At 63.9% G+C, this 13,251-nt stretch carries 13 protein-coding genes; 12 read left to right on the top strand and 1 reads right to left on the bottom strand.

Annotated features, from left to right (window positions below; all coding sequences use genetic code 11):
- Nucleotides 1–122: 122 nt before the first annotated feature.
- From BSY17_RS00250 to BSY17_RS00305, 12 genes are all read left to right on the top strand, one after another.
- A complete protein-coding gene (locus BSY17_RS00250) occupies nucleotides 123–950 on the top strand; it encodes an IclR family transcriptional regulator (RefSeq protein ID WP_069063866.1) in 828 nt (275 codons plus the stop codon).
- A 24-nt stretch (nucleotides 951–974) separates the two neighbouring features.
- Entirely contained in the window at nucleotides 975–1,739 is a 765-nt protein-coding gene (locus BSY17_RS00255; RefSeq protein WP_069063867.1) for an SDR family NAD(P)-dependent oxidoreductase, read from the top strand.
- 142 nt (nucleotides 1,740–1,881) lie between these two features.
- Nucleotides 1,882–2,673 carry a rhamnogalacturonan acetylesterase gene (locus tag BSY17_RS00260; RefSeq protein ID WP_069064436.1) on the top strand — a complete coding sequence of 264 codons (792 nt, stop codon included), beginning with the start codon at nucleotides 1,882–1,884 and terminating at the stop codon, nucleotides 2,671–2,673.
- A complete protein-coding gene (locus BSY17_RS00265; protein WP_069063868.1) occupies nucleotides 2,670–3,638 on the top strand; it encodes an alpha/beta hydrolase in 969 nt (322 codons plus the stop codon). The genes BSY17_RS00260 and BSY17_RS00265 overlap by 4 nt, the downstream gene beginning before the upstream one ends.
- Nucleotides 3,635–4,396, top strand: coding sequence for a (Fe-S)-binding protein (locus tag BSY17_RS00270; RefSeq protein ID WP_069063869.1), 762 nt, complete (start codon nucleotides 3,635–3,637; stop codon nucleotides 4,394–4,396). Before BSY17_RS00265 ends, BSY17_RS00270 begins: the two co-directional genes overlap by 4 nt.
- Nucleotides 4,393–5,787, top strand: coding sequence for a lactate utilization protein B (locus tag BSY17_RS00275; protein ID WP_069063870.1), 1,395 nt, complete (start codon nucleotides 4,393–4,395; stop codon nucleotides 5,785–5,787). The genes BSY17_RS00270 and BSY17_RS00275 overlap by 4 nt, the downstream gene beginning before the upstream one ends.
- A complete protein-coding gene (locus BSY17_RS00280) occupies nucleotides 5,784–6,392 on the top strand; it encodes a LutC/YkgG family protein (protein ID WP_069063871.1) in 609 nt (202 codons plus the stop codon). Before BSY17_RS00275 ends, BSY17_RS00280 begins: the two co-directional genes overlap by 4 nt.
- Nucleotides 6,393–6,492: 100 nt before the next feature.
- Nucleotides 6,493–7,332 (top strand): 5-dehydro-4-deoxy-D-glucuronate isomerase, encoded by an 840-nt coding sequence (gene kduI / locus BSY17_RS00285; protein WP_069063872.1) that lies wholly within the window; start codon nucleotides 6,493–6,495, stop codon nucleotides 7,330–7,332.
- A 113-nt stretch (nucleotides 7,333–7,445) separates the two neighbouring features.
- Nucleotides 7,446–8,201 (top strand): 2-dehydro-3-deoxy-D-gluconate 5-dehydrogenase KduD, encoded by a 756-nt coding sequence (gene kduD, locus BSY17_RS00290; RefSeq protein WP_069063873.1) that lies wholly within the window; start codon nucleotides 7,446–7,448, stop codon nucleotides 8,199–8,201.
- A gap of 101 nt (nucleotides 8,202–8,302) precedes the next feature.
- Nucleotides 8,303–10,696 carry a beta-galactosidase gene (locus BSY17_RS00295; RefSeq protein WP_069063874.1) on the top strand — a complete coding sequence of 798 codons (2,394 nt, stop codon included), beginning with the start codon at nucleotides 8,303–8,305 and terminating at the stop codon, nucleotides 10,694–10,696.
- A complete protein-coding gene (locus BSY17_RS00300; RefSeq protein ID WP_069063875.1) occupies nucleotides 10,693–11,904 on the top strand; it encodes a glycosyl hydrolase 53 family protein in 1,212 nt (403 codons plus the stop codon). The genes BSY17_RS00295 and BSY17_RS00300 overlap by 4 nt, the downstream gene beginning before the upstream one ends.
- Entirely contained in the window at nucleotides 11,901–12,845 is a 945-nt protein-coding gene (locus tag BSY17_RS00305) for a glycoside hydrolase family 43 protein (RefSeq protein ID WP_069063876.1), read from the top strand. The genes BSY17_RS00300 and BSY17_RS00305 overlap by 4 nt, the downstream gene beginning before the upstream one ends.
- A gap of 9 nt (nucleotides 12,846–12,854) precedes the next feature.
- On the opposite strand, the gene BSY17_RS00310 is transcribed toward BSY17_RS00305, so the two are convergent.
- A complete protein-coding gene (locus BSY17_RS00310; protein ID WP_069063877.1) occupies nucleotides 12,855–13,250 on the bottom strand; it encodes a polyketide cyclase in 396 nt (131 codons plus the stop codon).
- Between the last annotated feature and the right edge of the window lies 1 nt (nucleotide 13,251).

Genomic DNA, 13,251 nt, shown 5'->3' on the forward strand with positions numbered 1-13,251 from the left:
AAAATCTCAGCAAAATGGCGATAAAGGTCGGACAGCAGGCACGGGGGCATGTTCGAAAGAATCACGCTTGGTCCTCGCCTTCGCCCTTGTTTTTCTCATTTTGTGGGATAGAGTGTTATTAGATGAGACAGAAAACGTCAAATCCAGAATCGGGTGAACGAGAGGAAAAGTCGAAAGCCGCCGGGTCGCAGACCTTGCAGCGTGGGCTGGACCTGCTCGACCAGGTGATCGACGGGCCGGTAAAGCTCGCCGACCTGTCCGAACGCATGGGTCTCACCCGATCGACCACGCACCGCCTCGCCAATGCGATGGTGGAACGGGGATTCCTCACCTTCCTGCCGCGCGAAGGCTATCAGTTGGGGCCGAAACTGCTGCAGCTCGGTTTCCTGGCGCAAGCGCAGGCCGATGTGGTGCAGATCGCCCGCCCGCATCTCGAAGCGCTGGCCGCCGCGAGCGAAGATACGGTGCATCTGGGTCGACTCGATGGCGATCAGGCGCTTTATCTCGACAAGATAGCCGGGCGTCGCCGCGTCGAAATATCCAGCCGCATCGGCGATCGGCATCCCTTGACCTCGACCGGGCTTGGCAAGGCGTTGCTGCTGGACGACAGCGAAGCGGTCTGGACCCGGCTGTTCGACGCCGAGCGCGAAGATGGCACCCATGATGCCGATGCGGCCCTCTGGTTAGACCGGATGCGCGCTTATGTCGCGCAGGGGCGCACCTTCGATCTTGAAGAAAATGAGGACCAGATACGCTGCGTCGCAGCCCCCGTGCGTGATGCATCGGGCGCGATCGTCGCCGCCATCAGCCTGTCGAGCGCGGCCCAATATATGGACGACGAGCGGATGCAGGCGCTGAGCGCCGATGTCCGCGCGGCGGCCCACGCCATCAGCGCCGATCTGGGCTGGACCCCCGGCGTCAAACCACCCAACCGCCCTGCACGGCGGTAACCAGCAAAAGGAAGGCCCGATCCCATGAAACTGCTTGAAGGCAAGACCGTCCTCGTCACCGGTGCATCGACCGGCATCGGCCGCGCCGCCGCCATTGGTGCCGCGCAACATGGTGCCGATGTCGCGATCAACTATGCCAATAGCGATGGGCCCGCCGCGAGTTGTGTCGCTGAGATTGAGGCACTGGGCCAGCGTGCCATCGCGGTGAAGGGCGACGTTGCTGATCCGCAGACCGCACAGGATTTCGTGGCAAAAGCGGTTGACGCCTTCGGCAAGGTCGATGTGATGGTCAGCAATGCGGGCATCTGCCCCTTCCATGCCTTTCTCGACATGCCAGTGGACGTGGTCGAGCGCACCTTCAAGGTGAACCTGCACGGCGCCTATTTCATGGTGCAGGCTGCCGCGCAGCAGATGGTGAAACAGGGTCATGGCGGTTCGATCGTCGCCGTCTCCTCCATCTCCGCGCTGGTCGGCGGCGAATATCAGACCCATTATACCCCCACCAAGGCGGGCGTTCATTCACTGATGCAGTCCACCGCCATTGCGCTCGGCAAACATGGCATCCGTTGCAACAGCGTGCTGCCCGGCACCATCCTGACCGAGATCAACAAGGATGACCTCGCCGACGTCGAAAAGCGGACCTATATGGAGCAGCGCACGCCGCTGGGTCGCTTGGGCGCGCCGGAGGATCTGGCCGGGCCGATCGTGTTTCTGGCGTCCGACATGGCCGCCTATGTCACCGGCGCGGCGCTGCTGGTGGATGGCGGCATGTATGTGAATTTGCAGTAAACCGTGATGCTCCCCCTCACCTCCGTTCGCCCTGAGCCTGTCGAAGGGCTTTCTTTCTCGCTTGGCGAAATCTGGGCTTCGACAAGCTCAGCCCGAACGGGGGGAGAGCAGAATGCGTAAGTTCGCTGGTCATGCTGTCAGGATGGTGCAGATTGTCCTGTTGGGCGTCATCCTCACCGCCCCCGCAAACGCCACCCGTCCTGGCAACACCATCCTGATCGCGGGGGATTCCACCGCGGCCGACTATGCGCCGGTGCGGTATCCGCAAACGGGATGGGGGACGATGCTACGCTGCGCCGTGGCCCCAAATGTCCGCATTCTCAACCATGCCATGGGCGGCCGCTCGACCCGCAGCTTTCTGGCGGAGGGGCGCTGGGACCGGCTGCGTGCCGATATCCTGCCCGGCGACACAGTGCTGATCCAGTTCGGCCATAATGACGCGACGCGGGCGAAGCCGGAGCGCTGGGCACCGGCGCAGACCGACTATCGTGACAATCTGTTGCGCTTCATACGCGACGTGCGGATCGCGGGGGGCGTGCCCGTCCTCGTCACCCCCGTTGCGCGACGCAATTTCGGGCCGGACGGCCGCGCCGTCGCCGATTTTGCCGCATGGTCGGGCGTGATGCGCGACCTGGCGATCAAGACGGGCACGCCGTTGATCGACTTGGAGGCCCGCTCACGGGCATGGCTCGATCGCGCCGGGCCGAAGGGGTCGAAAGCGCTCTATCTCCATTATAGCGCCCAGGACAATGTGGCCGCTTTCCCTAAGGGCATCAGCGACAATACGCATTTCAGCGAATTGGGCGCGCGGCAGGTGGCCGATCTGGTTGCCGAGGGTCTGAAATCGCTCGCGCTGCCCATTTCCGCGACGATAGCGGCGCCGCGCCCGGCTCTCACTCGCACCACCCCGCTTGGAAGGACGGATTGCCAATGACACCGCCGATCGACCGCCGCACCCTCCTTGCCGGCACCCTCGCCTCCGCCACGCTAGCAACGCCTGCTATGGCGCAGAGCTTCCCTCTGCCCCAGGGGTTCGAACGGTTTCCGATCTGGCCCGGCAAAGCGCCGGGTGGCGAACGGGTCACGGTGCAGGAGGTCGAAAGCCTCCGTCGGCCCGATAGCGGCCCGGATGACGGCGTGTTCGCGCATGTGGTGACCCCGACACTCACCTTGCTGCGCCCCGCCAAGCCCAATGGCGCGGCGATCCTGCTCATCCCCGGCGGGGGCTATAGCCGCGTGGCGATCGGCCATGAAGGCTATAATATCGCCCGCCGGTTCGCGGAGGCGGGCTATGTCTGTTTCTCGCTGCTCTACCGCCTGCCCGCCGATGGCTGGGCGGCAGGCGCAGAGGCACCGTTGCAGGACGCCCAGCGCGCCCTGCGCCTGATCCGCGCATTGGCCCCGCGGGAGAAGTTCGACGCGAACCGGATCGGTGTGATGGGCTTTTCGGCGGGGGGGCATCTAGCGGCCTGGCTGACCAGTCGCACGCCCCAGGAAAGCTATACGCCGGTCGATGCCGCCGACCGCGAACCGATAAGGGCCGCAATTGCCGCCTATATGTATCCGGTGATCCAGATGGAGAGCGCGTTCGTCCATACCGGATCGCGCGCGCAATTGCTTGGCCCTGATCCAACGGCGGAACGGAAGCGCGCCTATTCGCTCGACCATGACGTGAGTGCAGAGACCCCGCCCGTCTTCCTCGCCCATGCGTTGGACGACAAGGCGGTGCCGCCTGAAAACAGCCTGGCCATGCTGGCTGCGTTGCGCGCCAAAGGCATAGCGGCGGAGTGCCATTTGTTCGAGAATGGCGGCCATGGCTTTGGCCTTGTCGCCGCGCCCGCAGCACCAGCGCCCTGGCCAGACCTGTTCCTGAATTTCGCGAGACGCCACGGCCTATGAGCGCACATGTCGCCCTGTTCGTCACCTGCTTGGTCGATGTCATGCGTCCGCGCATTGGCTTCGCCGCGATCCGTGCGCTCGAAGCGGCGGGCTGTACCGTCGTGGTGCCGCAGGGGCAGACCTGTTGCGGCCAGCCTGCGCTCAACAGCGGCGACCGCGCGCATGCCGTGGCGCTGGCCGAGCAGACGATCGAAGCGCTCGAACCTTATGAGGCGGTTGTCGTTCCCTCCGGCTCTTGCGCCGGGACGATCCGCTGCCACTATCCCGAACTGTTCGACGATGACGCGGCGTGGCAATTGCGCGCGCAGGCCGTCGCCGCCAAGACCTTCGAGGTGATGGCATATCTGGATGAGGTCTGCGGCTGGAAACCGGAGGGCGTCGCCCTGCCCGCCACCGCCACAGCAACCTATCATGATAGTTGTTCGGGGCTTCGCGAACTGGGGATCAAGGCGCAGCCCCGCCGCCTGCTCAAAGCCGTTGATGGCCTGTCGATGACGCCGCTGCCGGGCGCGGAAACCTGCTGCGGTTTTGGCGGCACTTTCTGCGTCAAATATCCCGCCATCTCCAACGCCATCGTCGGCGAGAAAGCCGATGCGATTGACGCGACCGGCGCAGACCTGCTGCTGGCGGGCGACCTTGGCTGCCTGATGAACATGGCGGGCAAGCTCCACCGTAATGGCTCCAAGGTCCGCGCCTTCCACGCGATCGAACTGATTGCGGGCATGGGCGACGGCCCGGCGATCGGCGAAGAGGCATGAGCGGCTTTACGGATCGCGCCGACGCGGCGCTGGCGGATCCGATCCTTAAGATCGCGGTCGAGCGCACGGCTGGCACGGCGGAGGCCAAGCGCGCAATAGCTGTCGATGCTTTCCCCGATTTCGAAGCTGCGCGGACACGCGCGGCTGCGATCAAGGATCATGTGATCGCGCATCTTGGCGCCTATCTCGAACAATTCGAAGCCAGCGCCATAGCGTCGGGGGCGCAGGTCCATTGGGCACAGACGGCAGACGAAGCCTGCCGGATCGTCATCGACATCTGCAAGGCGGCGGGGGCACGGACGGTCGCCCGCTCCAAATCCATGCTAGGCGAGGAAATCGGCTTGCCCCATGCGCTGGAGGAGGCGGGTATTGTCCGGGTCGAGACGGACCTTGCCGAACATATCATCCAATTGGCCGACGAACGGCCGTCCCACATCATCTGGCCCGCGATGCACAAGACGCGCGAACAGGTGTCCGCCTTGTTCCGCGCGAAACATGCCAATCCGCATGAGGAAGAAACGATCGCCGCCATGGCCCAGAGCGCCCGGCGCGAACTGCGCGGGGCGATGCTGGGCGCGGATGTCGGGATATCGGGTGCGAACTTCCTGATCGCAGATAGCGGCGCGGTCTGCACCGTCACCAACGAAGGCAATGCCGAACTCTCGCTCGTCCCGCCGCGCGTGCATATCGTGACGGCGGGGATCGAAAAGATCGTGCCGTCCATGCCCCACGCTATCCATATGCTGCGGATGCTGGCACGGTCTGCCACTGGCGCGGCGCTGACCCAATATACGACCTTTTACACCGGTCCAAAGCGCGTTGGCGACCGCGACGGGCCGGAGCAGATGCACATCGTGCTGGTGGACAATGGCCGCACCAAAATGCGCGAGGAAGGTCTGGCGGAGATGCTGCGCTGCATCCGCTGCGGCGCGTGCATGAACCATTGCGTGGTGTTCCGCCAGATTGGCGGCCATGCTTATGGCGGCACTTATCCGGGGCCGATGGGGGCGGTGCTAACGCCTGCGCTCGACGGCTTAGCGCCCAATCGCGACCTTGCCCATGCCTGCACTTTGAATGGCAAATGTCAGGAGGTCTGCCCGGTCAAGATCCCGCTCCCCACGCTGCTCAAGGGCTGGCGCGAGAAAAGCTGGCGCGAAGGGCTGGAGCCGACCTCAATGCGCTGGGGGTTGGGTGTCTGGGCTTGGTTTGCGCGCCGTCCCGCGCTCTATCGCCTGGGCACCGCCTTAGCGATCCGGGCGATGCGGCTGATCGGCCATACCGGCTGGATCGCCAGCCTGCCGCTGGCGAGCGGCTGGACCAAGCATCGCGACCTGCCCAAACCCGCCGCCCGCAGCTTCATGGCGCAATATCAGCAGGAGCAGCGTAAATGAGCGCCCGCAACGCCATCCTCGCCCGTCTGGAAGGTCCGAAGCCGATCGCTTCAGAAGCCGTATCCCTGCTCGACGCCCCCGAACGTCCGGCGGTGGACGCCTCGGCGCTTGAAGCCGAATTTCTCGCCCGTCTCGCTTTGCCCAGCGTTAATGCCAGCCATGACCGTATCGCCAGCCTGGCAGACCTGCCCGCTGCCATCGCACGCTACCTGACTGGACAGCAGGAACCCTTGACCCTTTGTTGCCCGCCCGATCCGCGCCTGACGGTGTGCGACTGGTCCGCCTTCACCCTGCACGCCGATGCCGCCGCCGACGAAGGCGCCACCCTTGCCATTGCACGCAAGGGCATCGCGGAAACCGGATCGCTGATCTTCGAAACCAGTCCGATCGCGCCGATGCTGCCCAATTTCCTGACGCTGCATCATATCGTGTTGTTGGCAAGCCGCGACATCGCCGCTCATCTGGAGGACGCGCCCCTGCCGGGTCCGCAACCGCGCGCCCATTACTGGATCACCGGCGTATCCGGTACGACGGATATCGAGGGCACCTATGTGCGCGGCGCGCACGGCCCGCGCTTCCTGCATGTCATTCTGCTTCAAGAATGATGACCGCATATCGGTTCATCATTCCACATTAAGGGATAAATACTTTCCTTCGTGGTACTGGACGCTATAAGGCTTGGCAAAGCCATTCAGGAGACAGCCGATGTTCGACAAGACCTATTACGCCACCCACCCTGACATGATGGAATGCGTGTCGAACGAGGAATTGCGCGATCGCTATCTGATCGGCGGGCTGTTCCGCGATGGCGCGTGCGTGCTGAACTATACCCATGCCGACCGTTTCGTGATTGGCGGGGTCGCCGTGGTTGATGCACCGGTGACGCTGCCGGCGCAGACCGAGCCTGCCTCGGCGGCGGGCCATCCTTTCCTCGAACGGCGTGAAATGGCGGTAGTGAACGTTTCGAACGTCGAAGGCACCGTCACCGTCGATGGCGAGAGCTTCACGCTGGGCAACAAGGATTGCCTCTATGTCACCATGGGCGCGAAGGATGTGCAGTTCGCTGGCGCTGGCGCGCGCTTCTATCTCGCGTCCTGCCCGGCGCATAAGGGCTTTGTCACGCGCAAGCTCGGCATCGCCGATGCCAATGCGCTCGAACGCGGCTCCCTCGAAGAATCCAACGAGCGCACCATCTTTCAGCTCGTCATCCCCGGCATTTGCGACAGCGCGCAGCTGGTCATGGGGCTGACTGTGCTCAAGCCGGGTTCGGTGTGGAACACCATGCCCCCGCATATCCATGAGCGCCGCAGCGAGATTTATTTCTACTTCGAGCTGGATGGGCCGTCGGATCGCGTCTTCCACTATATGGGCGAAGGCGATGCGATGCGGCATATCGTCATAGCCAATGAGGAAGCGGTGATCTCGCCACCCTGGTCGGTGCATATGGGGTCGGGCACCAAGGCCTATGCCTTCATCTGGGCGATGGCGGGTGAAAACCAGGATTATACCGACATGAATGTGCTGGATATCTGCCAGCTCGCCTGAACCCTATTGGCGTCATTCCCGCGAAAGCGGGAACCCATCTCCCAGCCTAGCATCCGAAACGACGCTTGGGAGATGGATCCCCGCCTGCGCGGGATGACGTGGAGTAAAAGTCCATGACCAACCCCTTTGATCTGAGCGGCCAAGTCGCCATCGTCACCGGCGCGAATACCGGTATTGGCCAAGCGATCGCTTTGTCGTTGGCTGCGGCAGGCGCGGACATCGCCGCAGTCGGCCGCACTCCGGCACAGGAAACCGTCGAGAAGGTCCAGGCGCTCGGCCGTCGCGCGGAGATCATCTCCGCCGACCTGTCGACCATCGCGCCGGTCCAGCGCGTGGTGGACGAGACGCTGGAAAAGCTCGGCGGGCTGCACATCCTCGTCAACAATGCCGGGATCATCCGCCGTGCCGACAGCGTCGACTTTACCGAGGCGGATTGGGACGCCGTGATCGACACCAATCTCAAGGTGCTGTTCTTCCTGTGTCAGGCGGCGGGTCGCCATATGATCGGCCAAGGCGCAGGCAAGATCATCAACATCGCCTCGCTCTTGTCCTTCCAGGGCGGCATCCGCGTACCAAGCTACACCGCGTCCAAGAGCGGCGTCGCTGGCCTGACCAAGCTGCTGGCCAATGAATGGGCGGACAAGGGCGTCAACGTCAACGCCATCGCGCCAGGCTATATCGCCACCAACAACACCGCCGCGCTGCTGGCCGATGAGACCCGAAATCGCCAGATTCAGGAACGCATCCCGGTCGGCCGCTGGGGCGATCCGTCCGACATTGGCGGGGCGGCCGTGTTCCTCGCGTCGAGCGCGGCGGGCTATATCCATGGCCATACGCTTGCGGTCGATGGCGGGTGGCTCGCGCGCTGATCGCCTGACCTGCGCGAAGCAACGCCCTTCGACAGGCTCAGGGCGAACGGACGATCGAACAGAGGAGGGATAACCCTCCCAACCCACATCATGGAGGATGGATGCCCGATATCGACAGGCGTGCCGCGCTTACCGCCACTGGTCTCGTTGCACTGGGAGCCGCCCTCCCCGCTCCCGCCGTCGCGCAATCGCCGCTGGCGCTCGGTGCCGGAAAGTCCGGCCCGCCGCTCAAAACGGGGCATCTGCGCATGGGCACCGGCACCGGCCCCAATGGCACGATCGGCCTCACCAACCTGACGCTGCTTCGGGATGGCCAGCCTTGGCTGCCGGTGATGGGTGAATTTCATTTCACCCGCTTGCCGGCCCGCTATTGGGCGGAAGAATTGCGCAAGATGAAGGCGGCGGGCATCACCATCGTCGCCAGTTATATATTGTGGAATCATGTGGAGCTGGCGCCGGGCCAGATCGACTGGAACGGCGACCGCGACATTCGTCGCTTCATCCAGCTTTGCGATGCCGAGGGATTGCTCTTTTTCCTGCGGCCCGGACCTTGGGGGCATGCCGAAGCGCGCTTTGGCGGCATCCCCGACTGGATCGTCGCAGGCACGCACCCGCGCAGCAATGATGCCGCTTATCTGGCAGAGGTCGAACGCTTTTGGCGCAGTCTTCATGACCAGGTAAGGGGTCTATTCTGGAAGGATGGCGGCCCGATTATCGGGATGCAGATCGAGAATGAATATAATCTCGATGGTCCGGGCCAGGGCCGCGCCCATATCGCTACGCTCAAAAGCATGGCGCAGAAGATCGGCTATGACGTGCCGCTCTATACGGTCACTGGCTGGGACCAGACGCTCTATCCCAAAGGCGAAGTCGTTCCCGTCCATGGCGGCTATCCTGATGAACCCTGGTCGGCCAAGACCACAAAGTTGCCGCCCAAGGAAAATTACCTGTTTCGCTTCGATAACCGGGTGAGCGGTGACCTTGGCGCGCAGACCCGAAGCAATCGCCGGGGCGACGCCGATAGCGATATGGCGGACACGCCCTTCCTGGGCGCCGAATATGGCGGCGGCGTGCCCGTCATGTATCGCCGCCGACCGCTGCTCGACCCCAAGGATGTGGCCGCCGCCGTCACCACGCAGGTCGGGTCGGGCGTCAATCTGCTGGGCTATTATATGTTCCACGGTGGGGCAAACCCGCTCGCGCATGGCCGCACCCTGGAAGAGACCCAGCGGTCGGGCGGCTATAATGACTGTCCGATCATCGGCTATGATTTTCAGGCGCCGATCGGCCAATATGGTGAGGTGAACCCGGTCAACGCTGCGCTGCGTCCGCTGCATTATTTCCTTGGGCAATATGGCGATCGGCTCGCACCCATGGCCGTTCAGGCCCCTGCCAGACTACCCAGCGACAAAAACGACCTACAAACGCTGCGCTGGTCGGTCCGGTCGCAGGGGGACAGCGGTTTCCTGTTCGTCAACAACCATGTCCGCCAATATGCCACCCCTGCCCATCGCGGCGTGCAGTTCACTGTCCAACTGACCAGTGGCCCAGTCGTCCTGCCGTCGCGGCCGGTCACGATTGCAACAGGCGACTATTTCTTCTGGCCGATCGGCCTGGACTTGGACGGCGTGTTGCTCTGCTGGGCCACCGCCCAGCCCGTCACTCGACTGGCCGATGCAGATGGCCCGATCCATGTGTTGATCGCCACTGCGCCAGGGTCCGTCGAACTCGCCTTCCCTTCGGGCACGCGCCTGTCCGCGCCATCGCGCACAGAAGGTCCGCACGTCATCGCCGATGTCCCGCCTGCCCCGGACCGGCTGCTGACCGTGACCGGAGCCGATGGCCGCAAGGTTCGGTTGCTTCTGCTCGATCAGATGTCCGCGCGCAGCCTGTGGGTTGGCGATCTGTCGGGCCAGCGCCGCCTTGTCCTGACGTCTGCCGACACGATGTTCGGAACTGACAGCCTGACCCTGCGCCAGCGCGGCGATCCCGCCTTCCGCTATCGCATGCTGCCCGGTCGCGCGGGCACGGCAACGGCGAAAGGCCTGGCATCCAGGGCCATCCCCTTTACCCGGAGCCGCACCCCCGGCACGGCACCGCCCATCGTCATCGGCGGCCCCGCCAACGCCGCGATGCAACCCCTGCCCGAAGCGCATCGCGCGGCCGCCGCCTTTACCTTCACGCCACCAAGGGATGCGCTGGCAACGGGCGACGCCTTTCTGGAGCTTGACTGGCGCGGCGACATAGGTCGCCTGTTCGACGGCATGGATATGCTGGACGATGCCTTTTGGGACGGCCGCGTCTGGCGCATCGGCCTCAAGCGCTTCGCCGAACGGTTGGGGCGACCATGGACATTGACCATCCTACCGCTACGTGCAGACGCACCCATCTATCTGGACGATAGCGCCCGCGCGAAACTGCCAAAAGCGGCCCAAGTTGCGGAGTTGCTCACCCTTCGCCTCGTCCCCGAATATCAGTTGGAGATCCGCGCATGACCGCTCTTACCCGCCGCGCCACGCTTGGCCTCGCCACACTGCCGTTACTGACCACGCCTGCGCTGGCCGCGACCAAGAAGACCGGCGCACGCCCCGGCCCTTTCCTGATCGGCGCGGACATCAGCTGGATTCCCGAAGATGAGGCCGCAGGGGCTCGCTATTTCGTGAAGGATCAGCAGAAGGACCCCATCCTCCTGTTGCGGGACGCAGGGTTCAACGCCATTCGCCTGCGCATCTTCGTCGATCCGGCGAATGGCTATTCGAAGCGGGAACCAGACAAGGCGTGGGCCGGGCTGGAACAGACTGTCAAACTCGGCCGCCGCGTCCGCGACGCGGGCCTGTATCTGGTTCTGAGCTTTCATTATAGCGACACTTGGGCAGACCCTGAGCATCAGGGCGTGCCCGCTGCTTGGGCAGGCTATGACCTGCCCAAGCTCGCCAAAGCCGTCGATGCCCACACGCATGACACGCTCGTCGCGATGCGCGCGGGCGGCGCGCCGGTCGATATGGCGGTGATCGGTAACGAAACGACCTTTGGCATATTATGGCCCCATGGCCGGGTGAAGCTGTCCACCCCGACCGGCAACCCCATTACCGACGCCAATCATGCCAAGGTCGGCCAGGTTGGTGGCTTCGATGCCTTCGCCGCCTTGTTGCGCGCCGGCATAGCGGGGGCGCGCCGCGCCGAACCGACCATCACCATCCAGTTGCACAATCATCTGGGCCGTCATTGGGGCATCGTGCGCGAATGGACCGATGCGCTGGTGGCCCGCAATGTCGATTTCGACGTCATCGGCTTTTCCGCCTATCAGCAGCAGCGACAGGGCGACTGGGCCAACAGCTTCGACCAGTTCCTCAAACGCTATCCGGGCAAAGGGCTGCTGGTCGCCGAATATTCCAGCCGCAAACGCTATATCAACGATCTGGTCCACGCCCTGCCGGACAAGCGCGGCTGGGGCACGTTCATCTGGGAACCGACCCGGCATCAGGAAGCAATCTTCGACCGCAATGGCGAGAATGCGGGCGAAGGCCCCAAACCCGACCTGCTGAGCCAAGGCATCAACAGCGCCGAAGCCCCCGGCGGCCTTGCCACCGCTGCGCCAGCGCCCAAGCCCCAACCGACAGGACCGATGGGCGTTGGCGGTGACTATATCGCCAATCCCCTGCTCGATCTCTATGATCGGATGGCGAAGGATTATCGACCGTGAACCGCCGCGACTTCACGTTGGGCGCTGGGGCGCTGGCGCTCACCGCCTGCACCACGCGCCCGGTGGTCGGGGCAGATCCGTTGGTGTTCGCCTATTTCACGACCGGGAAGGGCGAGGCGGATGGTCTGAAACTGGCTACCAGCGACGATGGCTTCACCTTTCGCCCATTGGCGGGCGGGCGCAGCCTGTTGGTGCCGCAAGTCGGCGAGAAGAAGCTGTTGCGCGATCCCTTCCTGTTTCGGGACGGAGCCCTCTATCATCTGCTGTGGACCACCGCCTGGGAGGGCGTGACGATCGGCCATGCCACCAGTCGCGACCTCGTCCACTGGTCGCCGCAGCAGGCTATTCCGGTCATGGCGACCATAGTCGGTACGCGCAATTGCTGGGCACCCGAAGCCATCTATGATCCGCGCGCGCGGCACTGGCTGCTCTTCTGGTCCAGCACGGTCACCGGCCGCTACCGCGAAACCGAAGGCACGTCGGAATCAGGGTACAACCATCGCCTCTGGTCCACCACTACGCGCGACTTCACGACCTTTTCCCCGCCGCAACCGCTCTATGATTCCGGTTTCAGCGTCATCGACGGCAGTTTTGCGCACGCGCCGAACGGCAGCCTGCACCTGATCGTCAAGGATGAGACGGTGTCGCCACCGCGCAAATGGTTGCGCAGCGCACCTGCCCACAGTCCGTCCGGCCCTTTTGGCGCGCTGTCCGCCCCTTTCTCCCCCGCCTGGGTCGAAGGGCCGATGACCGCGCGCATCGGCGATGCGCTGGTCTGCTATTACGACATTTACAAGGAAGGCCGCTGGGGCGCAGCCATGACCCGCGACATGGCGACATGGCAGGATGTCAGCGATCGGCTGGCGCTGCCAACAGGCGCGCGCCACGGCTCGTTGCTTCGCGTGCCGCGTGGAGTGATCGACGCGATCGAGAACGAATAGATAAGGTGTTTACGCCATCGCGAAGGCCTTGAGCGCGCGTAGGTCGCGGGTGATCCATTTGGCGTCGCGAGCGAACATCTCATCATCCATGCCGGGCTGACGGAACAGCGTCAGCATCACCTCCGCCCCATGGCCATTGGCGATGACGCGCAAGGGGACATGGATTTCCTTGCCGTTCCCGGTATCGACATAATGATCCATCACGCCGAACGCATTATGCGGCGTGAAGCGGATGGCCACTGGACCTTCCGGGCCATCGGCCAACCACCGATCGCCGTCCTGGCGAAGATTGGATTCGGCAAGGCCGGAAGCCCATTTGGGGAAGATTTCCGGCCGCCAGATACGGTCGTAGAGCGCCTGCCAATCCCGGTCGATCGATATGCTGTAGGTGCGTGCAGGCAGCATG

This window comes from Sphingobium sp. RAC03 (assembly GCF_001713415.1).
GTDB lineage: Bacteria > Pseudomonadota > Alphaproteobacteria > Sphingomonadales > Sphingomonadaceae > Sphingobium.